We start from the raw sequence: 23,686 nt of genomic DNA, 5'->3' as shown, positions 1-23,686 counted from the left end.
CTCACGGTTATCGTCAGCTCAAAGAGGCGCAGAGTGTCGGTTGCCTGTATTTCATACGGAAACACAGCGCAATTATCAGGGGAACAGTCTGGGTGTTACTCTCCAGAGAAGCTTCCATTGTGCTTATCGTCTTTCACGCTGTGGGTGCGTTGGCTTCATCTTCTTACCCCAACCACTTACAGGAGTAAGCACCTGGGGTTCCCAGACTTGCCGCCTTCCTACAACGCGAAATCTATAGAGCACTTACCGGTAAGGACTGCAACCCGCAGCCCGCTAACTGCCTGAAAGATCAATACGTCTTACGCCATTGCTGCGTTGATGATCGGTCGGGCAAAATTGGGTCATTCCGGAAAAGGTCTTGTTTTAACAAGATTCAACACGGAAACAACCTCATTATTCCACTGCTAACCTTGTTATAGCAAGATGACTTTTGCCATTTATCACCCGGTTACTCACAGTTTTTTCACTTCCGCGTAGTGATTGCTTTAATAACCACCAAATCGGCTATGTCAAACTTAAGTAATAAGGTATAGCAGTTAATATAAGCATAGAAAAATGTGTGGCGCGAATCTTGATGGCTATTTAAAATCGGCCCCCATGAAAACAGAGACTCCAGCCGTAAAAACAGTTGCCATTACTGCCGACGAAGCAGGGCAACGCATCGACAACTTTTTGCGCACCCAGCTCAAGGGCGTGCCGAAAAGTATGATTTATCGCATTTTGCGTAAAGGCGAAGTGCGGGTGAACAAAAAACGCATTAAACCCGAGTACAAACTCGAAGACGGGGACATTGTGCGTATTCCACCTGTACGTGTCGCTGAACGTGAAGAAGAGGCCATTTCACCGAATTTGCAGAAGGTCGCGGCGCTGACCGATGTCATTTTATATGAAGATGACCACATTCTGGTGCTTAACAAGCCTTCAGGTACGGCCGTGCATGGTGGAAGCGGCTTAAGCTTTGGCGTCATTGAAGGCTTACGTGCGCTGCGCCCGGAAGCGCGTTTCCTTGAGCTGGTGCATCGCCTTGACCGGGATACCTCCGGCGTGCTGCTGGTGGCCAAAAAACGATCTGCCTTGCGTTCGTTGCATGAACAACTGCGTGAAAAAGGCATGCAGAAAGACTACCTCGCGTTGGTACGCGGCCAGTGGCAGTCCCATGTCAAAACCGTGCAGGCCCCGCTGTTAAAGAACATTCTGCAAAGCGGCGAGCGCATTGTGCGGGTGAATCAGGAAGGCAAACCATCGGAAACACGCTTTAAAGTGGAAGAGCGTTATGCGTTCGCTACGCTTGTGCGCTGCAGTCCCGTGACTGGACGAACGCACCAGATTCGCGTGCATACACAATATGCCGGACATCCGATTGCCTTTGACGACCGCTATGGCGATCGTGAGTTCGATAAGCAACTGGCGGATACCGGGCTGAGCAGGCTCTTTTTGCACGCCGCTGCGTTGAAATTTACTCATCCTGGGACGGGTGAAGTAATGCGTATTGAAGCGCCAATGGATAAGCAGTTGAAGCGCTGCCTCGAGGTGTTACGCAGTAAAGGCTGATGCGCATTGATATTATCGCGCATTACCTGTAGACCTGATGGCGTTGTGCCTATCAGGCCTACAGGATTAGGCCTAAACAGCCGTCAACCCGTCAGGCTTTTAACGGGTTCATATCTTCTCGTCGCAGCATTTGACACAGTGCGATTAGCGGTAAACCGATTAAAGTATTTGGGTCACGACCTTCCAGGCGCTCAAAAAGTGCAATGCCCAATCCTTCGCTTTTAAAACTACCGGCACAATGCAGCGGGCGCTCTTTGCGCACGTAATCTTCAATTTCCGTTTCGCTTAAATGACGAAAATGCACGTCGAACGGTTCAACTTCAGTTTGTAAATGTCCGGTCGCAGAATTATACAGCGCCAGTCCGGTATAAAACGTCACAATATTGCCACGGGCTTTGAGTAACTGCTGGCGTGCATTTTCTTCTGTTAACGGTTTGCCGGTTATTTCACCATCGAGAACACAAATTTGATCGGAACCAATAATAAGGTGCGATGGATATCGGTGGGCGAGAGATTGCGCTTTTTTCTGCGCCAGTCGCAAGACTAAGTGCCGGGGGGCTTCGCCCGGTAACGGCGTTTCATCAACCTCTGGTGCTGCGCATTCGAACGGGATTGCCAGTTTTTCTAGTAAAGCGCGACGCCAGGGAGAGGTAGAAGCAAGAATAAGTTGAGGCATATTTTTTCCCTCGCATATAGCGTATTGATGAGAGCCATTTTAAACTATGGACTTCGTCCTACAAGCTGGCTGTAATGGCTTGTGTTGAGCGATTTTAAGTCGATGACCCGCAATGTGTGCGAATTATTGGCAAAAGGCAACCACAGGCTGCCTTTTTCTTTGACTATATGACGTTACAAAGTTAATATGCGCGCCCTATGCAAAAGGTAAAATTACCCCTGACTCTTGATCCGGTTCGTACGGCTCAGAAACGCCTCGATTATGAAGGTATCTATACTTCTGATCTGGTTGAGCGTGTCGCCGATTCTGTAGTCAGAGTGGACAGTGATGTGGAATGCTCCATGTCGTTCGCTATCGATAACCAGCGCCTTGCCGTTATAACCGGTGATGCAAAGGTGTCGGTTACGCTCGAATGTCAGCGTTGCGGGAAACCGTTCCCACTTCATGTTCACACAACATATTGTTTTAGTCCTGTCCGTTCTGACGAGCAGGCTGAAGCACTCCCGGAAGCGTATGAGCCGATTGAGGTTAACGAATTCGGTGAAATCGATCTGCTTGCAATGGTTGAAGATGAGATTATCCTCTCCTTGCCGGTAGTTCCGGTGCATGATTCTGAACACTGTGAAGTGTCCGAGGCGGACATGGTCTTTGGCGAATTGCCTGATGAAGCGCAAAAACCAAACCCATTTGCCGTATTAGCCAGCTTAAAGCGTAAGTAATTGAGGAGTAAGGTCCATGGCCGTACAACAGAATAAACCAACCCGTTCCAAACGTGGCATGCGTCGTTCTCATGACGCTCTGACCGCAGTCACCAGCCTGTCTGTAGACAAAACTTCTGGTGAACAACACCTGCGTCACCACATCACTGCCGACGGTTTTTACCGTGGCCGTAAGGTAATCGCTAAGTAATCACGCATGACTCAATGGCTTTCCCGCTACGGTGAGAAAGACAAAGAGCACACGCGTGATGAAGCTTAGTGAGGCTTTCCCCGGGTAACTGGGGAAACACCTAACCGGGCAGCGACGATACCTTGACACGTCTAACCCTGGCGTTAGATGTCATGGGGGGTGATTTTGGCCCTACCGTGACAGTGCCTGCAGCATTGCAGGCACTGAATTCTAATTCGCAACTCACACTTCTTTTAGTCGGGGATCCCGATACAATCACGCCATTACTTGCCAAAGCTGACTTCGAACAACGTTCACGTCTGCAGATTATCCCTGCTCAGTCAGTTATTGCCAGTGATGCCCGGCCCTCGCAAGCTATTCGCGCCAGTCGTGGAAGCTCAATGCGCGTTGCCCTGGAGCTCGTGAAAGAAGGACGAGCGGAAGCCTGTGTGAGCGCCGGTAATACAGGTGCGCTAATGGGTCTTGCGAAGTTATTGCTCAAACCCCTTGAGGGGATTGAGCGTCCTGCGCTGGTGACGGTTTTACCCCATCAGCAAAAGGGCAAAACGGTGGTGCTGGATTTGGGCGCCAACGTGGATTGTGATAGCACGATGTTGGTGCAATTTGCCGTCATGGGTTCCGTGCTGGCAGAAGAGGTGGTTGGAATTGCCAATCCCCGTGTTGCGTTGCTCAATATCGGTGAAGAAGAAACCAAGGGTCTCGACAGTATTCGGGATGCTTCTGCAGTGCTAAAAACAATCCCTTCTATCAATTATATCGGCTATCTTGAAGCCAATGAGTTACTGACTGGCAAAACTGATGTGTTGGTCTGTGACGGCTTTACAGGTAATGTCACATTAAAGACGATGGAAGGTGTTGTCAGAATGTTCCTTTCACTGCTGAAGTTTCAGGGTGAGGGCAAAAAACGGTCGTGGTGGCTGCTGTTATTAAAACGTTGGTTACAAAAAAGCCTGACAAGGCGATTTAGTCACCTCAACCCCGACCAGTATAATGGCGCCTGTCTGTTAGGATTGCGCGGCACGGTGATTAAGAGTCATGGTGCGGCCAATCAGCGAGCATTTGAAGTCGCGATTGAACAGGCAGTGCAGGCGGTGCAGCGACAAGTTCCTCAGCGAATTGCCGCTCGCCTGGAATCTGTATACCCAGCTGGATTCGAACTGCTGGACGGTGGCGAAAACGCAAACTCGCGAGCACACAGATAACGGTGCGTTTGTGAATGCTGCCAACGTATCAGCGATTTGCTCGTGGCGGTATATAACCAAAAAGTGACTGAGCGTACATGTATACGAAGATTATTGGTACTGGCAGCTATCTGCCTGAACAAGTGCGTACTAACGCCGATTTGGAAAAAATGGTTGAGACATCTGATGAGTGGATCGTCACTCGCACAGGTATCCGTGAACGCCATATTGCAGCGCCAAATGAAACAGTTGCGACGATGGGCTTTGCCGCCGCAAACCGTGCAATTGAAATGGCGGGCATCGACAAAGAACAAATTGGTCTGATTGTGGTTGCCACCACATCATCCACACACGCATTTCCAAGTGCGGCATGCCAGATCCAAAGTATGCTGGGGATCAAAGGCTGTCCGGCGTTTGACGTTGCAGCCGCTTGTGCCGGTTTCACCTACGCCTTGAGCGTTGCCGACCAGTACGTTAAGTCTGGCGCAGTGAAGCATGCTCTGGTAGTTGGCTCAGATGTCCTCGCTCGTACCTGTGATCCAACCGATCGCGGGACGATCATTATTTTCGGCGATGGCGCAGGTGCGGTTGTACTGAGCGCATCAGAAGAGCCCGGCATTCTCTCTACGCATCTGCACGCTGATGGTCGCTATGGCGAACTGTTGACGCTGCCTAATGCCGATCGCGTGAACCCGGAAAACCCGATCCACCTGACGATGGCGGGTAACGAAGTATTTAAAGTCGCGGTGACCGAGCTTGCACACATCGTTGATGAAACGCTGGAAGCAAATAATCTCGATCGTTCTGCCCTGGACTGGCTGGTGCCGCATCAGGCAAACCTCCGCATTATTAGCGCAACCGCGAAAAAGCTGGGTATGTCGATGGATAATGTTGTCGTGACGCTCGACAGACATGGCAATACCTCCGCGGCCTCCGTACCGTGCGCGCTGGACGAAGCCGTCCGCGACGGGCGTATTAAAGCCGGGCAGTTGATATTGCTTGAAGCCTTTGGGGGTGGATTCACCTGGGGCTCTGCGCTGATTCGTTTCTAGTATAAGGATTTAAACATGACGCAATTTGCATTTGTGTTCCCGGGGCAGGGTTCCCAGACTGTTGGGATGTTGTCTGAAATGGCAGCAAACTACCCAATTGTTGAAGAAACTTTTGCTGAAGCATCAGCTGCGCTGGGCTATGATCTGTGGGCGTTGACTCAGCAGGGGCCGGCCGAAGAGCTGAATAAAACTTGGCAGACGCAGCCAGCACTGTTGACTGCCTCTGTTGCGCTTTATCGCGTATGGCAGCAGCAGGGTGGTAAAACACCTGCGCTGATGGCTGGTCACAGCCTGGGCGAATACTCTGCGCTGGTGTGTGCGGGGGTTATCGGTTTTGCCGATGCCGTACGTCTGGTTGAACTGCGTGGCAAATTCATGCAGGAAGCGGTACCGGAAGGCACTGGCGGCATGTCTGCTATTATCGGTCTGGACGACGCTGCTATCGCTAGAGCGTGTGAAGAGTCTGCCGAAGGTCAGGTGGTTTCACCGGTAAACTTTAACTCACCGGGTCAGGTGGTTATTGCCGGGCATAAAGAAGCCGTAGAACGTGCCGGCGCAGCCTGTAAAGCGGCTGGCGCTAAGCGTGCTCTGCCACTGCCGGTCAGCGTTCCTTCTCACTGCGCGCTGATGAAGCCTGCTGCTGAGAAACTGGCTGTTGAACTGCAAAAAATCACTTTTAACGCGCCGACTGTTCCGGTTGTGAACAACGTCGACGTGAAGTGCGAAACAGATGCAGACGCTATTCGCGATGCGCTGGTTCGCCAGCTGTACAGCCCGGTTCAATGGACTAAAACCGTTGAATTCATGGCGTCCCAGGGCGTAGAGCACCTGTATGAAGTTGGTCCGGGCAAAGTTCTAACCGGTTTGACGAAACGTATTGTTGACACCCTGACTGCTTCGGCACTGAATGAGCCGGCGGCATTATCTGCGGCGCTAGAGCAATAAAAGAGGAAGACCATGAGTTTTGAAGGAAAAGTCGCGCTGGTTACCGGTGCAAGCCGTGGCATTGGCCGCGCAATTGCTGAAACACTCGTTGCCCGTGGCGCGAAAGTTATCGGTACTGCAACCAGCGAAAGCGGTGCGCAGGCCATTAGCGATTACTTAGGTGCAAATGGTAAAGGTCTGATGTTGAATGTGACCGATCCGGCATCTATCGAATCTGTTCTGGGAAATATTCGCGCAGAATTTGGTGAAGTCGATATCCTGGTCAATAATGCCGGGATTACTCGTGATAACCTGTTAATGCGCATGAAAGATGACGAGTGGAACGATATCATCGAAACCAACCTGTCATCTGTTTTCCGTCTGTCAAAAGCGGTAATGCGAGCTATGATGAAAAAGCGTCATGGGCGTATTATCACTATCGGTTCTGTGGTTGGTACCATGGGAAATGCGGGTCAGGCTAACTACGCTGCGGCGAAAGCGGGTCTGATCGGCTTCAGTAAATCACTGGCGCGCGAAGTTGCGTCTCGTGGCATTACTGTAAACGTTGTTGCTCCGGGCTTTATTGAAACGGACATGACGCGTGCGCTGTCTGATGATCAGCGTGCGGGTATTCTGGCGCAGGTTCCTGCGGGTCGCCTTGGCGGCGCTCAGGAAATCGCCAGTGCGGTTGCATTTTTAGCTTCTGACGAAGCAAGTTACATCACAGGTGAGACTTTGCACGTCAACGGCGGGATGTACATGGTTTAACCACGAGATAAAAAAATTTGCGTTATTAGGGTGAATGCCCTCAAAATAACGTAAAATCGTGGTAAGACCTGCCGGGATTTAGTTGCAAATTTTTCAACATTTTATACACTACGAAAACCATCGCGAAAGCGAGTTTTGATAGGAAATTTAAGAGTATGAGCACTATCGAAGAACGCGTTAAGAAAATTATCGGCGAACAGCTGGGCGTTAAGCAGGAAGAAGTAACCAACAATGCTTCCTTCGTTGAAGACCTGGGCGCAGATTCTCTTGACACCGTTGAGCTGGTAATGGCTCTGGAAGAAGAGTTTGATACTGAGATTCCGGACGAAGAAGCTGAGAAAATCACTACCGTTCAGGCTGCCATTGATTACATCAACGGCCACCAGGCGTAAGTGAACATCTCCAGGCGGTCATTCGACCGCCTGAGTTTTATCTTTTTATCCCACTTGAATTATTTTCCCTCCCTGGAGGACAACCGTGTCTAAGCGTCGTGTAGTTGTGACCGGACTGGGCATGTTGTCTCCTGTCGGCAATACCGTAGAGTCTACCTGGAAAGCTCTCCTTGCCGGTCAGAGTGGCATCAGCCTGATCGACCATTTCGATACTAGCGCCTATGCAACGAAATTTGCTGGCTTAGTAAAGGATTTTAACTGTGAAGACATTATCTCGCGCAAAGAACAGCGCAAGATGGATGCTTTCATTCAATATGGAATTGTCGCTGGCGTTCAGGCCATGCAGGATTCTGGTCTCGAAATTACGGAAGAGAACGCTCACCGTATTGGCGCCGCTATCGGCTCTGGTATTGGCGGTCTCGGATTGATCGAAGAAAACCACACCTCTTTGGTGAATGGCGGTCCACGTAAGATCAGCCCGTTCTTCGTTCCGTCAACGATTGTTAACATGGTGGCAGGTCACCTGACCATCATGTACGGCCTGCAAGGGCCAAGCATCTCCATTGCGACCGCCTGTACTTCAGGTGTGCATAACATTGGTCATGCAGCACGTATCATTGCATACGGCGATGCAGACGCGATGGTTGCGGGTGGTGCAGAAAAAGCCAGTACCCCGCTGGGCGTGGGTGGTTTTGGCGCGGCACGTGCGCTGTCTACACGTAATGATAACCCGCAAGCGGCAAGCCGTCCGTGGGATAAAGAACGTGATGGCTTTGTGCTGGGCGACGGCGCAGGCATGGTGGTACTGGAAGAGTACGAGCATGCGAAAGCGCGCGGTGCAAAAGTCTATGCTGAAGTCGTTGGTTTTGGCATGAGCAGCGATGCTTACCACATGACATCACCACCTGAAAACGGTGCGGGCGCTGCGCTGGCAATGGTCAACGCACTACGCGATGCGGCTATCGAAGCGGGTCAGATCGGCTATGTCAACGCGCATGGCACGTCTACTCCTGCTGGCGATAAAGCCGAAACCCAGGCAGTGAAATCTGTCTTTGGCGATGCGGCAAGCCGTGTGATGGTAAGCTCCACTAAATCCATGACCGGACACCTGTTGGGTGCGGCGGGCGCGGTAGAGTCTATTTTCTCTATCCTGGCGCTGCGCGATCAGGCTATTCCGCCAACCATCAACCTGGATAACCCGGATGAAGGTTGTGACCTGGACTTCGTACCTCACGAAGCGCGTCAGGTTAGTGGTCTGGAGTACGCACTGTGTAACTCCTTCGGCTTTGGCGGGACTAACGGTTCGTTGATCTTTAAAAAGATTTAAGTCTGCCAGGTGGTGCGTTAGCATCGATAGCAATTTAAAAAGGTCCGCTTGTCGGGCCTTTTTTTATTCGGTTTTCCACCCTTGTCCTGTGTTGTTCATCCTGCCAAACTAGCGGACCAGAAATAAGGAGCCACCATGTTCTTAATTAATGGCTGCGAGCAGAATATGCTGGCCGCAAGCGATCGAGCGACCCAATTCGGTGATGGCTGTTTTACCACTGCGCGTATTATTGACGGCGAAATTTGCCTCTTTGCAGCGCATCTTGCGCGTTTACAAGACGCCTGCCAAAAATTGCTGATCTCTTTCGAAGATTGGTCAGAGCTGCAAAGTGAAATGAAAATGCTGGCGCAAGGGCATGCGCGGGGCGTGTTAAAAGTGATTATCAGCCGTGGTAGCGGTGGCCGTGGTTACAGCGGCGCAAACTGTCGCAGTGCCACACGTATTCTCTCTGTTTCAGCCTGGCCCGATCATTACGATCGTTGGCGACTGGAGGGGATAACGCTGGCGTTAAGTCCAGTGCGTCTGGGGCGTAATCCGTTGCTTGCCGGACCTAAGCACCTGAATAGACTGGAACAGGTGTTGATTCGCTCTCATCTTGAGCAGACGGCAGCTGATGAAGCACTGGTTCTTGACAGTGAGGGATGGGTTACGGAATGCTGTGCGGCTAATTTGTTCTGGCGTAAGGGGGATGTGGTTTACACTCCCCGGCTGGATCAGGCCGGAGTGAACGGCATTATGCGACAATTCTGTATCCGGATGCTGGCACAATCGTCGTTCAGCATTGTCGAAGTGTATGCCGGGTTGGAAGAGGTTATGCAGGCCGATGAAATCGTCGTCTGTAATGCGTTAATGCCTGTTATTCCCGTACACACCTGTGGCGACACGCTGCTGTCTGCACGTATGTTGTTCGATTTTTTAGCCCCACTTTGTGAGCACCCGAATTAGTCATGAAAAAACTGTTACTTGTTGTCCTGTTATTGCTGGTTGTGCTGGGCATAGCTGCGGGAGTGGGAATGTGGAAAGTTCGCCATCTGGCGGACAGTAAGTTATTGATTAAAGAAGAGACGATTTTTACGCTGAAAGCGGGTACGGGCCGTCTGGCTCTCGGTGAACAGTTGTATGCGGACAACGTTATCAATCGTCCGCGTGTGTTCCAGTGGCTGCTGCGTGTGGAACCCGAACTGTCGCATTTTAAAGCCGGAACCTACCGTTTTACGCCCGACATGACAGTACGGGATATGTTGCAACTGCTGGAAAGCGGTAAAGAGGCGCAGTTCCCGTTACGTCTGGTTGAAGGGATGCGTCTGAGCGACTACCTCAAGCAGCTGCGCGACGCCCCGTACATCAAACATACGCTGAGCGATGATAATTACGAGACCGTTGCTCAGGCGCTGAAGCTGGAGAACCCGCAATGGGTAGAAGGCTGGTTCTGGCCAGATACCTGGATGTATACCGCCAATACAACCGACGTGGCGTTGCTAAAACGCGCGCATCAGAAAATGGTTAAAGCGGTAGACTCCGTCTGGGAAGGGCGCGCTGAAGGCCTGCCTTATCAGGACAAAAATCAGCTGGTAACCATGGCCTCTATTATCGAAAAAGAGACTGCGGTTGCCAGCGAGCGTGACCAGGTGGCCTCCGTCTTTATTAACCGCTTACGGATTGGCATGCGTTTACAGACCGATCCGACGGTGATTTACGGGATGGGGTCACGGTATAATGGCAAGTTGTCGCGTGTGGATTTAGATACCCCGACCGCCTATAACACCTATACCATTACGGGGTTGCCGCCTGGCCCGATTGCCATGCCGGGAGAGGCCTCATTGCAGGCCGCGGCGCATCCGGCAAAAACGCCGTACCTCTATTTCGTGGCTGACGGTAAAGGCGGTCACACGTTTAACACCAATCTTGCCAGCCACAACCGGTCCGTGCAGGATTACCTGAAAGTGCTTAAGGAAAAAAATGGGCAGTAACTATATCGTCATCGAGGGCCTGGAAGGCGCCGGAAAAACCACCGCGCGTAACGTGGTGGTAGAGACACTTGAGCAACTCGGTATTCGTGACATGGTTTTTACCCGCGAACCGGGGGGAACTCAGCTCGCGGAGAAACTAAGAAGTCTGGTGCTGGACATTAAGTCGGTGGGTGACGAGGTCATCACTGACAAAGCTGAAGTTCTGATGTTTTACGCCGCGCGCGTACAGTTGGTCGAAACCGTTATTAAACCTGCGCTGGCAAAAGGCGCATGGGTAATTGGCGACCGTCACGATTTGTCGACCCAGGCGTATCAGGGGGGCGGACGCGGCATCGATCAAAACATGCTGGCAACCCTGCGCGATGCTGTGCTCGGTGATTTTCGCCCGGACCTGACGCTCTATCTGGACGTGACTCCAGAAGTCGGATTGAAGCGTGCCCGTGCGCGCGGCGAGCTGGATCGTATTGAGCAGGAATCTTTCGATTTCTTTAATCGCACCCGCGCGCGCTATCTTGAACTGGCTGCCAAAGATGCCAGCATTCGTACCATCGACGCTACGCAGCCGCTGGAAGCTGTGATGGCTGATATCCGCAATACCATCACCCAGTGGGTGCAGGAGCAGGGCGCATGAAATGGTACCCATGGTTACGGCCAGATTTTGAAAAACTGGTAGCCAGCTACCAGGCGGGTCGTGGTCACCATGCGTTACTGATTCAGGCATTACCCGGAATGGGTGACGACGCGCTGATTTACGCGCTCAGTCGCTATTTAATGTGCCAGCAGCCGGAAGGGCATAAAAGCTGCGGACACTGCCGGGGCTGTCAATTGATGCAGGCGGGGACGCATCCTGATTACTATTCGCTGCTGCCGGAAAAAGGCAAAAGCACGCTGGGGGTTGATGCGGTACGTGAAGTGAGTGAAAAGCTGTACGAGCATTCACGCCTTGGCGGTGCGAAAGTGGTGTGGATCCCTGATGCTGCCCAGTTAACTGATGCTGCTGCCAATGCTCTGCTAAAAACGCTGGAAGAACCGCCTGCACAAACCTGGTTTTTCCTCGCCAGCACAGAGCCTGCGCGATTGCTGGCGACATTGCGCAGCCGCTGCCGGTTACACCATCTTGCGCCGCCGGCTGAGTCGTACGCAATCTCCTGGCTCGCCCGCGAAGTGACCGCATCTCCAGAAGCGCTGTTGAGCGCATTACGCCTGAGCGCGGGTTCGCCTGGTGCGGCACTCTCGTTGTTACAGGCTGAAAGCTGGGCGCATCGCACAGATTTTTGTGCGGCACTGGCAAACACATTAAACGCAGGTGACTGGTATATCCTGCTCGCGGCGTTAAACCACGATCAGGCCGCCGCCCGTTTACACTGGCTGGCAACGTTGTTGACGGATGCCTTGAAGCGTCCGTATGGGGTTTCCCATTTAACCAATCCTGATGCGCTGGACCTGATATCTTCTATCGCAGAACGGTTATCCGTCGCCCGGATACAGGCGATACTCGGTGACGTTTGTCATTGCCGTCAGCAGTTGCTGAACGTAACAGGCGTAAACCGTGAACTGGTGTTAACCGATCTTATCCTGCGTATTGAGCATTACCTGCAACCAGGCACCGTACTGCCTGTTCCCCATCTTTGAGAGAGACATTATGTTTTTAGTCGACTCACACTGCCATCTTGATGGCCTGGATTATCAATCTCTGCATAAGGACGTGGATGACGTGCTGGCGAAAGCAGCCGCACGCGATGTGAAATTCTGTCTTGCCGTCGCGACCACTCTGCCAGGATACCGCAGTATGCGCGAACTGGTCGGTGAACGTGACAATGTGGTGTTCTCCTGCGGCGTGCATCCGTTAAATCAGGATGAAGCCTATGATGTTGAAGACCTGCGCCGTTTTGCCGCCGAAGAGGGCGTTGTGGCGATGGGGGAAACCGGGCTGGACTATTTCTATACGCCGGAAACAAAGGTGCGCCAGCAGGAATCTTTTATCCATCATATTCAGATTGGCCGTGAGTTACAAAAGCCAGTTATCGTACATACCCGCGATGCGCGGGCCGATACGCTGTCTATTCTGCGCGAAGAAAAAGTGACGGATTGTGGTGGCGTACTACACTGTTTTACAGAAGACAGAGAAACGGCGGGCAAATTGCTGGACCTCGGATTTTATATCTCGTTTTCCGGCATCGTCACGTTCCGTAACGCAGATCAGCTCCGTGATGCCGCCCGCTATGTTCCTCTGGATAGGTTGCTGGTTGAGACGGATTCTCCCTACCTTGCGCCTGTACCGCATCGTGGAAAAGAGAACCAGCCTGCCATGACCCGTGACGTTGCGGAGTATATGGCCGTAGTGAAAGGTGTTGCCGTTGAAGAACTGGCGCAGGCAACCACTGATAACTTTGCCCGCCTGTTTCACATCGACGCTTCTCGCCTGCAATCCGTTCGTTAACTGACTTTTTTAAAGCTCGTAATTAATAAGCAAAGCGAGTAAAGTTCACCGCCTCAAAATGGGCGGTGAATAACCGGTTTGACACATTCAGAAACGCATTTTATCGGAATGTGCGGATTTTACGGCCATCCACGACTGAATTGTGATAGCCGTCAAACAAAAACAAACTGAATTATTTTACTCTGTGTAATAAATAAAGGGTACTTAGATGCCCTGTACACGGCGAGGTTCTCCCCCCTCGCTAATGCGTGAGAACGTAGAAAAGCACAAATACTCAGGAGCACTCTCAATTATGTTTAAGAATGCATTTGCTAACCTGCAAAAGGTCGGTAAATCGCTGATGCTGCCGGTATCCGTACTCCCGATTGCAGGTATCCTGCTGGGTGTCGGTTCCGCTAACTTCAGCTGGCTGCCAGCCGTTGTATCGCACGTAATGGCAGAAGCAGGCGGTTCTGTTTTTGCAAACATGCCGCTGATTTTTGCCATCGGTGTCGCGTTAGGCTTCACCAATAACGACGGCGTATCTGCACTGGCATCCGTTGTTGCCTACGGCATTATGGTTAAGACCATGGCTGTTGTTGCGCCGCTGGTTCTGCATTTACCTGCTGAAGAGATCGCAGCTAAACACCTTGCTGATACGGGTGTTCTCGGGGGGATTATCTCCGGTGCGATTGCAGCGTATATGTTCAACCGTTTCTACCGTATCAAATTGCCTGAGTATCTTGGCTTCTTTGCGGGTAAGCGCTTCGTTCCTATCATTTCTGGTCTGGCCGCTATCTTCACCGGTGTGGTTCTGTCCTTCATTTGGCCGCCGATCGGGACTGCTATTCAGACGTTTTCCCAGTGGGCTGCATACCAGAACCCGGTCGTAGCGTTCGGTATCTATGGCTTCATTGAACGCTGCCTGGTGCCGTTTGGTCTGCACCATATCTGGAACGTTCCATTCCAGATGCAGATCGGTGAATACACCAATGCTGCGGGCCAGGTATTCCACGGCGATATCCCTCGCTATATGGCGGGTGACCCGACTGCGGGCAAACTGTCTGGTGGCTTCCTGTTCAAAATGTACGGTCTGCCGGCTGCCGCTATCGCTATCTGGCACTCTGCTAAACCAGAAAACCGCGCGAAAGTGGGCGGTATCATAATCTCCGCGGCGCTGACCTCGTTCCTGACCGGTATTACCGAACCGATCGAGTTCTCGTTCATGTTCGTGGCACCGATCCTGTACATCATCCACGCAATTCTGGCTGGTCTGGCATTCCCGATCTGTATCCTGCTGGGTATGCGTGACGGTACGTCGTTCTCCCACGGTCTGATCGACTTTATCGTTCTGTCCGGTAACAGCAGCAAACTGTGGCTGTTCCCGATTGTCGGTATCGGTTATGCGATTGTTTACTACACCATCTTCCGTGTGCTGATCAAAGCGCTGGACCTGAAAACTCCGGGTCGTGAAGATGCTACCGAAGACACCAAAGCGGGTGCGTCCGGCGAAATGGCTCCGGCCCTGGTTGCGGCATTCGGCGGTAAAGATAACATCACTAACCTCGATGCGTGCATCACTCGTCTGCGTGTCAGCGTCGCTGACGTTGCCAAAGTGGATCAGGCTGGCCTGAAGAAACTGGGTGCAGCGGGCGTTGTAGTGGCGGGTTCCGGTGTTCAGGCTATCTTCGGTACTAAGTCCGATAACCTGAAAACTGAAATGGATGAGTACATCCGTCACAGCTAAGCAGTAAAAAGTTGGGGAGAATTAAGGCAGCCTGCGGGCTGCCTTTTTTAATGCATTAATTGGCCTGAACGCGAATCGGCGCAGTGGCGGCAAACAACCACGGACGAGCCTCTGCGTTCACGCGTGGGGATAACGTCTCTCTGACCTGCTGGTGGTAATCATCAATCCACTGCTTTTCAGCCTCACTTAGCAGATGCAGTTCAACCAGACTTAAATCAATTGGCACCAGCGTCAGCGTTGAGAAGCGACAGAAGCCAGGACGACTGTTGATAATCTCCACCTGATTCTCAATACGGATCCCATATTCTCCGGCCAGATAATAACCCGGCTCGATGGTAATGATATTGCCCGCGACCAGAGGCCAGGGGTTTACTTTTTTGGCAATGCGATGGGGCTGCTCATGGATCAGGAGCTGATGGCCTACGCCGTGTCCCGTACCGTGATCAAAATCCAGACCCAGATCCCACAGCGCCCGACGGCTAAAGGCATCCAGCTGATGACCCTGAGTGCCGCTGGGAAATTGCAGCGAGATAAGCGACAAAAAGCCTTTCAACACAGCGGTGTAATGCAGACGACGCTGCGGATCCTGTGGACCAAACGCGAGGGTGCGCGTTGTATCCGTCGTACCATTATGGTACTGGCCGCCGGAATCATTCAGATACATGGCCTGAGAGGTAATGGGCGTATTGGTTTTTTCGCTGGAATGGTAATGGCACATTGCGGCATTGCTGGCTGAGGCCGAAATCGTGTTGAAGCTTTGCTCGATAAATCCCGGCTGCTGCTGGCGAAATTCCAGTTGCCTGGCCTGCGCTTCCAGCTCAGTGACCGGATTGCCTGCCGCTTCGCGCAAGGGAACTTCATGCGTAAGCCATGCCAGAAAGTTAACCCAGGCCGCGCCATCTTGTTCATGGCATTCCCGATAGCCCGCCAGTTCAACGTCATTCTTGTGCGCTTTCATCAAGGTGATGGGATCGGGTGCCCATAAGACCTCGCCACCGTGTTCTACAATGGCAAAACGCAGCGCGACCGGGGCGTAGTCTTTATCGACCAAAAAGCGTTTCCCTTTGGCTAACTGCTGGCAGCGGGCAAGAAAACTCTCTTGTGGGGCCAGCGTGAGCGTATTCAGCAGTGCAGCAGGGAGCTGCTGGGTTTTGTTGCTATCCACAAACCATTCCAGCTCGCCGCTGCGATGGAGTAGGGCGAACGAAAACGGCACTGGCACCATGGGCAGATCGGAACCGCGCACATTCAGCAGCCAGGCAATGTTATCCGGCAGCGTGATCGCCAGAACGTCGGCCTGTTGTTGCGTGAGCAGATCCACGACGCGGGCACGTTTTTGTGTGCTGCTTTCCCCGCTGATTTCAATGGGCATTTCACGAATGATGCCGCAGGGTGCAGCCGGGCGGTCAAGCCATACCTGGTCGAAAGGATCTTGCTCAAGAGGCGCCAGCTCGCAATGGGTCGCCGACAGTGCTTCAAACTGGCTGTTGACCATCAGCAACGGTTCAAAACCGATACGCGCGCCCGCAGCAACGTGAGACTGCAAATAGTCGGCCAGCGGTTCGTCATGTAAATGGTGAATTTCAAAATCATCCAGCGAGACTTCATTGCGCACCTGGACCTGATAGCGTCCATCGACAAACATTAATGCGCGGTCGCGCAGGACCAACGCGAGACCAGCGGAGCCGCTAAAACCGGTCAGCCAGGCCAGCTTATTGTCATGCGGTGTACAATCTTCGCTTTGGTGAGCGTCGGCGCGCGGAACAATCATGCCATCCAGCCCTTGCGCTAACAGCAGGTTGCGCAGAGCGGAAAGAGGAGTTGAGTTGTGCATAGTTACCTTCAGGCCTTAACGGAACGGCGGTTCGTTGAACGTACGTAATTTACGGGAGTGCAGTCGATCGCCTTCAGCACGCAGACGATCGATTGCCCGGATACCTATTTGCAGGTGCTCGGAAATGGCACCTTCATAAAAACGGTTGGCCTGACCAGGTAGTTTGATCTCGCCGTGCAGCGGTTTATCGGAAACGCACAGCAGCGTGCCGTACGGGACGCGGAAGCGGTAGCCCTGGGCGGCGATAGTGGCGCTTTCCATATCAATAGCCACCGCGCGACTGAGGTTAAAACGCAGCGCAGAAGCGGAATAGCGTAACTCCCAGTTGCGATCGTCGGTGGTGACGACGGTACCGGTACGCAGGCGCTGTTTAACTTCTTCGCCGGGCATGCCGCTGACTTCTTTGGTGGCGTCATACAGTGCACGTTGTACTTCCGCAATGCTCGGAATCGGAATATCCGGCGGCAGGACGGCATCCAGCACGTGGTCGTCACGCAGATAAGCGTGGGCCAGAACATAGTCGCCAATCGCCTGGCTTTCACGCAGGCCGCCACAGTGTCCAATCATCAGCCAGACGTCAGGGCGCAGTACGGCCAGATGATCACAAATGGTTTTAGCGTTAGACGGGCCAACGCCGATATTGACCAGCGTGATCCCCTGACCGTCGGCGGTGATTAGATGCCAGGCGGGCATCTGATGTTTCTTCCAGGCGAGATCGGAGATGGCCTCTTCTGGAGCTTCCGTTTCAGCGGTGATCCAGATCCCGCCCGCGCATGACAGCGCGATATAGGGGCTGTTCGGATCGAGGATCTGGCTGCAGCCCCAGCGCACGAACTCATCGACATAGCGGGTGTAGTTGGTGAACAGCACAAATGGTTGGAAATGTTCAACCGGCGTTCCCGTGTAGTGACGCAGTCGTGCGAGCGAAAAATCTACTCGTCGGGCGTCGAAGTGCGACAGCGGGGAGAATTCCGCCGGATGATAGGTACCATCGGCTGTTTCATCTCCAATTTGTGACAACTCGGTAGTGGGGAAATGGCGCGTTAATCCGGCGCTCATTGAGCGGTCGAGCGTCAGCTCAGAACCGTCAATCACATAGGGATAAGGGATTTCATGCTGCGACGGTTCGACGGAGATATGCGCATCATAATCCTGATACAGCAGCGTGAGTTGTTCTTCAAGATAGGGACGAAAAAGCGACGGACGGGTGATCGTAGTGGTATAGCTACCCGCATGGGTAAAACGGCCATAAGCGCGGGTTTTCGGGGGATTGGTGGCGCTGCCATCCCAGGTGACACAAAGCGATGGGTAAACAAAAAGACCATTATGGCGGGCAATTATGTCAGGGAGCGTCCCTGTTTCAATGTACTTACCAATGGCGCTACGCAGTGCTTTAACCGACTGCTCGTACAGCGCGTCCAGTTTATCCAGTGCCTGAGTTGGGGTCAGGCTGGAGCCCTTATTGTTCATGTCTGTCTCCTTGTTCCACAGATGTACTGCTCTCCCGATAGTATGTCACAGGAATATGAAACAAAAGTCAGACGTAGAGGAAGATTGTGCGAAGGTCGAATGACCTTCGCATCAGGGCTTAACTGTGCTGCTTATCCCGCATCAGCAATGCAGTGGCGGCGGAAATAAGACACCCGGCCATCAGATAAATGGCCACGCTGTGCCAGTCTCCGCCCGAGAATGTCACCAGTGCCGCAGCAATGAAGGGGGTAAAACCACCGCCAACCACACTTGCCACCTGATAGCCAACGCCTGCGCCGCTGTAGCGATAACTTGCGCCAAACAAACCGGTAAACATAGGCTGCTGTACGCAGACCACCATATCGTGCGCAATATTGGCCAACATAATCGCGAAGAACACGATCCAGAAAATAGACTGTGCTTCCAGCGCCATAAAGAACGGGAAGGCGCTCAGCGTACCGACCAGTGCACCGGTAATGTACACGCGCCGTCGACCAAAGCGGTCGGCAAGCCAGGCAAAGCAGGGGATGGTGAGACAACTCAGTCCTCCCACTAACAAACCGATATTCAGAAACAGCTCGCGGGGTAGGCCCAGGTTCTGCGTAGAGTAATTAAGGGCAAACGCGGTGACGATATACATCGTCAGCAGTTCACATAAGCGCAAGCCGATAATTTTTAAGAATGCGCCCGGATGGCGGATTAACGCCTCGACCACCGGTAACCGCTTTTTCTCTGGTTGCGCTGCCTGTTGCTGCTGTTCGAATTCGGCTGATTCATCCATTCTGTTACGCATCCACAACGCGCCCAAAACCAGTACGATGCTGAACAGGAACGGAATACGCCAGCCCCAGCTCAGGAACTGCTCATCGGTGGTTTGCGAGCTAATCAGTGAGACCAGACCGGTAGAAAGCAGCAGTCCGACGCCGTAACCGACCTGAACGCCACTGCTGTAGAAGGCTTTTTTATTTTTCGGCGCGCTTTCGACCGAGAGCAACGCCGCGCCGCCCCATTCACCACCAACGGCGAATCCCTGAATGGCGCGTAGCGTCACCAGCAGCACAGGGGCCCACCAGCCAATAGTGTCAAAAGAAGGAATAATCCCTATCAGCGCAGTGGCAATCCCCATCATCCAGACGGTGAGCATCAGCATGCGTTTACGGCCAAGGCGATCGCCAAAGTGGTCGAAGATAACCCCGCCTAACGGACGGAACAAAAATCCGACGCCAAAGGTGGCAAATGCGGCAAGTGTTCCCATTGCCGGGCTAACCTGCGGGAAGAACTCGCGATTAAAGACCAGTGCGGCGGTGATGCCATAAAGCAGAAAATCATACCAGTCGACCACGGCGCCAGCGAAGCTACCAAGCGCAGCGCGTCGGGCACGATGAAGCGAAGAGACGTCCTCTTGGGGACCCGCGGAGGTGAGAGTGGAATCCATAGTTATCCTGTCTGTACTGTCTTTTAGTTATTAGTATTTGAATTGGGCTACACACATTGCAGTCGATATATTAACGACCGTTATGAGATTACCGCGACAGACGGGAAGAGAAAACGATTATCTCCCTCACCAGAGGGCTACATGAAAAATAAGATGAATGAAAAACAGAAAAGCAAAAAGCCTGCTTAGTTTCCTAAGCAGGCTTCTTAAATTTGGCTCCTCTGACTGGACTCGAACCAGTGACATACGGATTAACAGTCCGCCGTTCTACCGACTGAACTACAGAGGAATCGTTTGAACGAGGCGCATATTAGCGAGGGCGATGAGGCTTGTCAAAGGGGGAAATACATTTGTGCGTTCGTTTGCTGACAAAATCAGCAAAGCGGCGATCTTTCCGTCTTTTTATGCTTTTGCCCCATTCTGGTGCGCGTCTACCTCTTCCAGGGCAGCCAGAATGAGAGGTTCAGGTGTGCAAAAAGTCCATTCTTCACCTTTGAGCCTGACTTTACGCGGTTTTAACCGTAAAACACGGCTGCTGACTAAACTGGCAAGCATCTTGCAATCCTGAATTAATGACTGCCAGCACGGGTTCTGGTATTCCGACAGGAGGCAAAATGAACTTCAGACGACTGAAATATTTCGTGAAAATCGTCGATATTGGTAGCCTGACCCAGGCAGCGGAAGTGTTGCATATCGCGCAACCTGCGCTGAGCCAGCAGGTTGCTACGCTGGAAGGCGAACTGGATCAGCAACTGCTGATTCGCACCAAGCGCGGCGTCACACCAACGGAAGCGGGGAAAGTGTTGTATGCCCATGCGCGGACGATTTTACGCCAGTGCGAGCAGGCGCAACTTGCGGTCAATAACGTAGGTCAGACCCTGGGGGGACAGGTCTCTATTGGCCTGGCGCCGGGGACGGCGGCGTCAGCCATCACTATGCCGTTATTACAGACAGTACGAGCAGAGCTGCCCGATGTGCTGGTCTATTTGCATGAAAACAGTGGGGCGGTGCTGAATGACAAGCTGCTCAGCGGGCATTTAGACATGGCGGTGCTCTACGAGCGCTCACCCGTGGCGGGTATCAGCAGTCAACCGTTGCTTAAAGAGGATCTGTACCTGGTCGGGACGCGTGATTGCCCGGGGCAAAGCGTCGATTTAGCCGCGGTGGCGCAGATGAATCTGTTTTTGCCACGGGATTACAGCGCAGTTCGCCTGCGTGTAGATGAAGCTTTTTCGCTTCGTCGCCTGACGGCCAAAGTGATTGGCGAAATTGAATCTATCGCCACCTTAACGGCTGCCATCGCCAGTGGGATGGGCGTCACAGTGTTGCCTGAGTCGGCGGCCCGTTCATTATGTAATGCCGCTAACGGCTGGATGGCGCGGATAACAACCCCATCGATGAATCTGCCATTATCGCTGAACGTCTCAGCCAGAGGGAGCTTATCGCCGCAGGCACAGGCCGTGAAGGAGATCCTGTTGTCGCTGGTAAGCCGTCCGGCACTGGAAAACCGCGAGCTACAGCTGGTCAGCTAAACCTTATTCCCTCCAGGAATAAGATGCGGGTTTTTATTATTTGTTATGCGGGGCATCAGACTTTAACAATAGCGTAATGTCTGATGTGCCCGGAGCGAAAAGTGAATTTCCAGCAACTTAAAATAATCCGCGAAGCGGCCCGTCAGGATTACAACCTGACGGAAGTCGCGAATATACTGTACACCTCGCAGTCGGGAGTCAGCCGACATATTCGTGAACTTGAAGATGAACTTGGCATTGAGATTTTTATCCGTCGCGGTAAACGCCTGCTGGGCATGACCGAACCGGGCAAAGCCTTGCTGGTTATTGCCGAGCGTATTCTGAATGAGGCCAGCAACGTTCGCAGACTGGCGGATCTGTTTACCAATGACACGTCCGGTGTACTGGCGATTGCCACCACGCATACACAGGCACGCTATAGCCTGCCCGCGGTGATTAAAGCCTTTCGTGAGCTCTTCCCTGAGGTGCGTCTGGAACTGATCCAGGGTACACCGCAGGAGATTGACGTACTGTTGCAAAACGGTGGGGCAGACATCGGGATTGCCAGTGAGCGACTTAGCAGCGATCCGCTGTTGGTAGCTTTTCCCTGGTTCCGTTGGCACCACAGCCTGCTTGTTCCTCACGACCATCCCTTGGTGAAAACGTCTCCTCTCACACTGGAATCTATCGCCCACTGGCCATTAATTACGTATCGTCAGGGGATTACGGGGCGTTCCCGTATCGATGAGGCATTTGCCCGTAAAGGGTTAGTGCCGGATATTATCCTCAGCGCCCAGGACTCGGATGTGATTAAAACCTATGTGTCGCTGGGGCTGGGAATCGGGCTGGTGGCAGAACAATCCAGTGGAGAGCAGGAGGAGGGGAGCTTAACCCGTCTGGATACCCGGCACTTATTTGATGCAAATACCGTCTGGCTGGGCCTGAAACGCGGGCAACTGCAGCGCAACTATGTCTGGCGATTTATTGAGCTATGCAACGCAGGGTTATCCGTCGATGAAATCAAGCGCCAGGCGATGGAGCCAGATGAAGCCGTGATTGATTATCAGATATAATGCAAAAAGCCTGCTTAGTTTCCTAAGCAGGCTTTTTGTGCACAGAAAACCCCCAGCTAGGCTGGGGGTTCCGGAAAGCTTTCAGCTTTGGGCCAGTTATTAAAACTGGACTGCCCCCACAACTATAGAGCAGGATCGTCTACCGGGGTGGGGGCAGTCCACAACGGCTCGGAAGTGTCTAGATTATCCGTGGCGATTCAGTTTTCCCACTGTTGTTTCGACCAACAATGACTGTTGTCTGTTCCTCTAAGGAAGGTGCGAATAAGCAGGTCATTTCTTCCCAAGCTGACTCGCTGATTAAAATTTCGCGGATCTGGGCCGATTTTTTTCCCGCAAACACATCGAATCAGCCTATTTAGGCTATTTTTTCCACCATTTCTGGCGTTATTTCCGGTTTTTACTGAGATCTCTCCCACTGACGTATCATTTGGTCCACCCGAAACAGGTTGGCCAGGGTGAATAACATCGCCAGTTGGTTATCGTTTTTCAGCAGCCCCTTGTATCTGGCTTTCACGAAGCCGAACTGCCGCTTGATGATGCGAAACGGGTGCTCCACCCTGGCACGGATGCTGGCTTTCATGTATTCGATGTTGATGGCCGTTTTGTTCTTGCGCGGATGCTGCTTCAAGGTTTTTACCCTGCCGGGACGCTCGGCGATCAGCCAGTCCACATCCACCTCGGCCAGCTCCTCGCGCTGTGGCGCTCCTTGGTAGCCGGCATCGGCTGAGACAAATTGCTCCTCTCCATGAAGCAGATTACCCAGCTGATTGAGGTCATGCTCGTTGGCCGCGGTGGTGACCAGGCTGTGGGTCAGGCCACTCTTGGCATCGACACCAATGTGGGCCTTCATGCCAAAGTGCCACTGATTGCCTTTCTTGGTCTGATGCATCTCCGGATCGCGTTGCTGCTCTTTGTTCTTGGTAGAGCTGGGTGCCTCAATGATGGTGGCATCCACCAAAGTGCCTTGGGTCATCATGACGCCTGCTTCGGCCAGCCAGCGATTGATGGTCTTGAACAATTGACGGGCCAGTTGATGCTGCTCGAGCAGGTGGCGGAAATTCATGATGGTGGTGCGATCCGGCAGGGCGCTATCCAGGGATAATCGGGCAAACAGGCGCATGGAGGCGATTTCGTACAGGGCATCTTCCATGGCACCGTCGCTCAGGTTGTACCAATGCTGCATGCAGTGAATACGCAGCATGGTCTCCAGCGGATAGGGCCGTCGGCCATTGCCCGCCTTGGGATAAAACGGCTCGATGACAGCGGTCATATTCTGCCATGGCAGAATCTGCTCCATGCGGGAGAGGAAAATCTCTTTTCGGGTCTGACGGCGCTTAGTGCTGAATTCACTATCGGCGAAGGTGAGTTGATGGCTCATGATGTCCCTCTGGGATGCGCTCCGGATGAATATGATGATCTCATATCAGGAACTTGTTCGCACCTTCCC

At 52.7% G+C, this 23,686-nt stretch carries 23 protein-coding genes and 1 tRNA gene; 17 read left to right on the top strand and 7 right to left on the bottom strand.

Features of this window, described 5'->3' with window-relative positions:
- Window positions 1-597 precede the first annotated feature (597 nt).
- Window positions 598-1,551, top strand: coding sequence for a 23S rRNA pseudouridine(955/2504/2580) synthase RluC (rluC, locus tag OGV38_RS03570; protein ID WP_049259723.1), 954 nt, complete (start codon window positions 598-600; stop codon window positions 1,549-1,551).
- A gap of 91 nt (window positions 1,552-1,642) precedes the next feature.
- Here the strand turns inward: rluC and OGV38_RS03565 are convergent, their stop codons facing one another.
- Entirely contained in the window at window positions 1,643-2,227 is a 585-nt protein-coding gene (locus OGV38_RS03565; protein ID WP_016152637.1) for a Maf family protein, read from the bottom strand.
- A gap of 197 nt (window positions 2,228-2,424) precedes the next feature.
- Between OGV38_RS03565 and yceD the strand changes: the two genes are divergently transcribed.
- The 14 genes from yceD to ptsG all read left to right on the top strand — a co-directional run bounded on the left by yceD (window position 2,425) and on the right by ptsG (window position 14,916).
- Entirely contained in the window at window positions 2,425-2,946 is a 522-nt protein-coding gene (yceD, locus tag OGV38_RS03560) for a 23S rRNA accumulation protein YceD (protein ID WP_286472947.1), read from the top strand.
- Between the two features lie 16 nt (window positions 2,947-2,962).
- The gene (rpmF, locus tag OGV38_RS03555) at window positions 2,963-3,136 is read left to right on the top strand and encodes a 50S ribosomal protein L32 (protein ID WP_003036242.1); all 174 of its coding nucleotides are present in this window, start codon (window positions 2,963-2,965) and stop codon (window positions 3,134-3,136) included.
- 122 nt (window positions 3,137-3,258) lie between these two features.
- Entirely contained in the window at window positions 3,259-4,338 is a 1,080-nt protein-coding gene (gene plsX / locus OGV38_RS03550; RefSeq protein ID WP_072161016.1) for a phosphate acyltransferase PlsX, read from the top strand.
- A gap of 77 nt (window positions 4,339-4,415) precedes the next feature.
- Window positions 4,416-5,369, top strand: a complete 954-nt coding sequence (fabH, locus tag OGV38_RS03545; protein ID WP_016152639.1) for a beta-ketoacyl-ACP synthase III — start codon at window positions 4,416-4,418, stop codon at window positions 5,367-5,369.
- Between the two features lie 15 nt (window positions 5,370-5,384).
- Window positions 5,385-6,314, top strand: coding sequence for an ACP S-malonyltransferase (fabD, locus tag OGV38_RS03540; protein ID WP_286472946.1), 930 nt, complete (start codon window positions 5,385-5,387; stop codon window positions 6,312-6,314).
- Window positions 6,315-6,326: 12 nt separating this feature from the next.
- Window positions 6,327-7,061 (top strand): 3-oxoacyl-ACP reductase FabG, encoded by a 735-nt coding sequence (gene fabG / locus OGV38_RS03535; protein ID WP_016152641.1) that lies wholly within the window; start codon window positions 6,327-6,329, stop codon window positions 7,059-7,061.
- 155 nt (window positions 7,062-7,216) lie between these two features.
- The gene (gene acpP, locus OGV38_RS03530) at window positions 7,217-7,453 is read left to right on the top strand and encodes an acyl carrier protein (protein ID WP_000103754.1); all 237 of its coding nucleotides are present in this window, start codon (window positions 7,217-7,219) and stop codon (window positions 7,451-7,453) included.
- A gap of 85 nt (window positions 7,454-7,538) precedes the next feature.
- Window positions 7,539-8,780 (top strand): beta-ketoacyl-ACP synthase II, encoded by a 1,242-nt coding sequence (fabF, locus tag OGV38_RS03525; RefSeq protein ID WP_269517422.1) that lies wholly within the window; start codon window positions 7,539-7,541, stop codon window positions 8,778-8,780.
- A gap of 135 nt (window positions 8,781-8,915) precedes the next feature.
- Window positions 8,916-9,725 carry an aminodeoxychorismate lyase gene (gene pabC / locus OGV38_RS03520; RefSeq protein ID WP_286472945.1) on the top strand — a complete coding sequence of 270 codons (810 nt, stop codon included), beginning with the start codon at window positions 8,916-8,918 and terminating at the stop codon, window positions 9,723-9,725.
- Window positions 9,726-9,727: 2 nt separating this feature from the next.
- Window positions 9,728-10,750: a cell division protein YceG gene (gene yceG, locus OGV38_RS03515; protein WP_019076480.1), complete on the top strand. Its 1,023-nt coding sequence runs from the start codon at window positions 9,728-9,730 to the stop codon at window positions 10,748-10,750.
- Window positions 10,740-11,381 carry a dTMP kinase gene (gene tmk, locus OGV38_RS03510; protein ID WP_016156195.1) on the top strand — a complete coding sequence of 214 codons (642 nt, stop codon included), beginning with the start codon at window positions 10,740-10,742 and terminating at the stop codon, window positions 11,379-11,381. The genes yceG and tmk overlap by 11 nt, the downstream gene beginning before the upstream one ends.
- Window positions 11,378-12,382, top strand: coding sequence for a DNA polymerase III subunit delta' (gene holB, locus OGV38_RS03505; protein ID WP_016152653.1), 1,005 nt, complete (start codon window positions 11,378-11,380; stop codon window positions 12,380-12,382). Before tmk ends, holB begins: the two co-directional genes overlap by 4 nt.
- Window positions 12,383-12,392: 10 nt before the next feature.
- Window positions 12,393-13,190 (top strand): metal-dependent hydrolase, encoded by a 798-nt coding sequence (locus OGV38_RS03500; RefSeq protein WP_016156196.1) that lies wholly within the window; start codon window positions 12,393-12,395, stop codon window positions 13,188-13,190.
- Window positions 13,191-13,482: 292 nt separating this feature from the next.
- The gene (gene ptsG, locus OGV38_RS03495; RefSeq protein ID WP_286472944.1) at window positions 13,483-14,916 is read left to right on the top strand and encodes a PTS glucose transporter subunit IIBC; all 1,434 of its coding nucleotides are present in this window, start codon (window positions 13,483-13,485) and stop codon (window positions 14,914-14,916) included.
- 55 nt (window positions 14,917-14,971) lie between these two features.
- Here ptsG and OGV38_RS03490 read toward each other — a convergent pair whose 3' ends face one another.
- The 5 genes from OGV38_RS03490 to OGV38_RS03470 all read right to left on the bottom strand — a co-directional run bounded on the left by OGV38_RS03490 (window position 14,972) and on the right by OGV38_RS03470 (window position 20,210).
- Complete coding sequence (locus tag OGV38_RS03490; RefSeq protein ID WP_016156197.1) at window positions 14,972-16,750, bottom strand: aminopeptidase P family protein; 1,779 nt, start codon at window positions 16,748-16,750, stop codon at window positions 14,972-14,974.
- A gap of 15 nt (window positions 16,751-16,765) precedes the next feature.
- Window positions 16,766-18,220 carry an AMP nucleosidase gene (locus OGV38_RS03485; protein WP_016152657.1) on the bottom strand — a complete coding sequence of 485 codons (1,455 nt, stop codon included), beginning with the start codon at window positions 18,218-18,220 and terminating at the stop codon, window positions 16,766-16,768.
- Window positions 18,221-18,338: 118 nt separating this feature from the next.
- Window positions 18,339-19,655, bottom strand: a complete 1,317-nt coding sequence (shiA, locus tag OGV38_RS03480; RefSeq protein WP_286472943.1) for a shikimate transporter — start codon at window positions 19,653-19,655, stop codon at window positions 18,339-18,341.
- 213 nt (window positions 19,656-19,868) lie between these two features.
- Window positions 19,869-19,944 (bottom strand) — tRNA-Asn (locus OGV38_RS03475).
- A 113-nt stretch (window positions 19,945-20,057) separates the two neighbouring features.
- Window positions 20,058-20,210, bottom strand: a complete 153-nt coding sequence (locus OGV38_RS03470; RefSeq protein WP_165500029.1) for a hypothetical protein — start codon at window positions 20,208-20,210, stop codon at window positions 20,058-20,060.
- Between the two features lie 59 nt (window positions 20,211-20,269).
- Between OGV38_RS03470 and nac the strand changes: the two genes are divergently transcribed.
- Both nac and cbl read left to right on the top strand, forming a co-directional pair.
- Window positions 20,270-21,187, top strand: coding sequence for a nitrogen assimilation transcriptional regulator NAC (nac, locus tag OGV38_RS03465; RefSeq protein WP_016156200.1), 918 nt, complete (start codon window positions 20,270-20,272; stop codon window positions 21,185-21,187).
- 101 nt (window positions 21,188-21,288) lie between these two features.
- Window positions 21,289-22,239: an HTH-type transcriptional regulator Cbl gene (gene cbl / locus OGV38_RS03460; RefSeq protein ID WP_286472942.1), complete on the top strand. Its 951-nt coding sequence runs from the start codon at window positions 21,289-21,291 to the stop codon at window positions 22,237-22,239.
- A 397-nt stretch (window positions 22,240-22,636) separates the two neighbouring features.
- On the opposite strand, the gene OGV38_RS03455 is transcribed toward cbl, so the two are convergent.
- Window positions 22,637-23,617: an IS5-like element ISKpn26 family transposase gene (locus OGV38_RS03455; protein WP_000019450.1), complete on the bottom strand. Its 981-nt coding sequence runs from the start codon at window positions 23,615-23,617 to the stop codon at window positions 22,637-22,639.
- Window positions 23,618-23,686: the final 69 nt, after the last annotated feature.

The sequence above is a fragment of the Citrobacter sp. Cb080 genome, assembly GCF_030334745.1.
Taxonomy (GTDB): domain Bacteria; phylum Pseudomonadota; class Gammaproteobacteria; order Enterobacterales; family Enterobacteriaceae; genus Citrobacter; species Citrobacter braakii.
This window is presented reverse-complemented; position numbering and strand designations above follow the sequence as displayed.

Coding starts and splice junctions, on each gene's coding strand:
- rluC (WP_049259723.1), top strand. CDS start 598: ATGAAAACAGAGACTCCAGCCGTAAAAACAGTTGCCATTACTGCCGAC.
- fabD (WP_286472946.1), top strand. CDS start 5,385: ATGACGCAATTTGCATTTGTGTTCCCGGGGCAGGGTTCCCAGACTGTT.
- OGV38_RS03470 (WP_165500029.1), bottom strand. CDS start 20,210: ATGCTTGCCAGTTTAGTCAGCAGCCGTGTTTTACGGTTAAAACCGCGT.
- nac (WP_016156200.1), top strand. CDS start 20,270: ATGAACTTCAGACGACTGAAATATTTCGTGAAAATCGTCGATATTGGT.
- yceD (WP_286472947.1), top strand. CDS start 2,425: ATGCAAAAGGTAAAATTACCCCTGACTCTTGATCCGGTTCGTACGGCT.
- holB (WP_016152653.1), top strand. CDS start 11,378: ATGAAATGGTACCCATGGTTACGGCCAGATTTTGAAAAACTGGTAGCC.
- fabH (WP_016152639.1), top strand. CDS start 4,416: ATGTATACGAAGATTATTGGTACTGGCAGCTATCTGCCTGAACAAGTG.
- acpP (WP_000103754.1), top strand. CDS start 7,217: ATGAGCACTATCGAAGAACGCGTTAAGAAAATTATCGGCGAACAGCTG.
- fabG (WP_016152641.1), top strand. CDS start 6,327: ATGAGTTTTGAAGGAAAAGTCGCGCTGGTTACCGGTGCAAGCCGTGGC.
- OGV38_RS03490 (WP_016156197.1), bottom strand. CDS start 16,750: ATGCACAACTCAACTCCTCTTTCCGCTCTGCGCAACCTGCTGTTAGCG.
- shiA (WP_286472943.1), bottom strand. CDS start 19,655: ATGGATTCCACTCTCACCTCCGCGGGTCCCCAAGAGGACGTCTCTTCG.
- OGV38_RS03565 (WP_016152637.1), bottom strand. CDS start 2,227: ATGCCTCAACTTATTCTTGCTTCTACCTCTCCCTGGCGTCGCGCTTTA.
- yceG (WP_019076480.1), top strand. CDS start 9,728: ATGAAAAAACTGTTACTTGTTGTCCTGTTATTGCTGGTTGTGCTGGGC.
- OGV38_RS03485 (WP_016152657.1), bottom strand. CDS start 18,220: ATGAACAATAAGGGCTCCAGCCTGACCCCAACTCAGGCACTGGATAAA.
- tmk (WP_016156195.1), top strand. CDS start 10,740: ATGGGCAGTAACTATATCGTCATCGAGGGCCTGGAAGGCGCCGGAAAA.
- OGV38_RS03500 (WP_016156196.1), top strand. CDS start 12,393: ATGTTTTTAGTCGACTCACACTGCCATCTTGATGGCCTGGATTATCAA.
- rpmF (WP_003036242.1), top strand. CDS start 2,963: ATGGCCGTACAACAGAATAAACCAACCCGTTCCAAACGTGGCATGCGT.
- pabC (WP_286472945.1), top strand. CDS start 8,916: ATGTTCTTAATTAATGGCTGCGAGCAGAATATGCTGGCCGCAAGCGAT.
- OGV38_RS03455 (WP_000019450.1), bottom strand. CDS start 23,617: ATGAGCCATCAACTCACCTTCGCCGATAGTGAATTCAGCACTAAGCGC.
- ptsG (WP_286472944.1), top strand. CDS start 13,483: ATGTTTAAGAATGCATTTGCTAACCTGCAAAAGGTCGGTAAATCGCTG.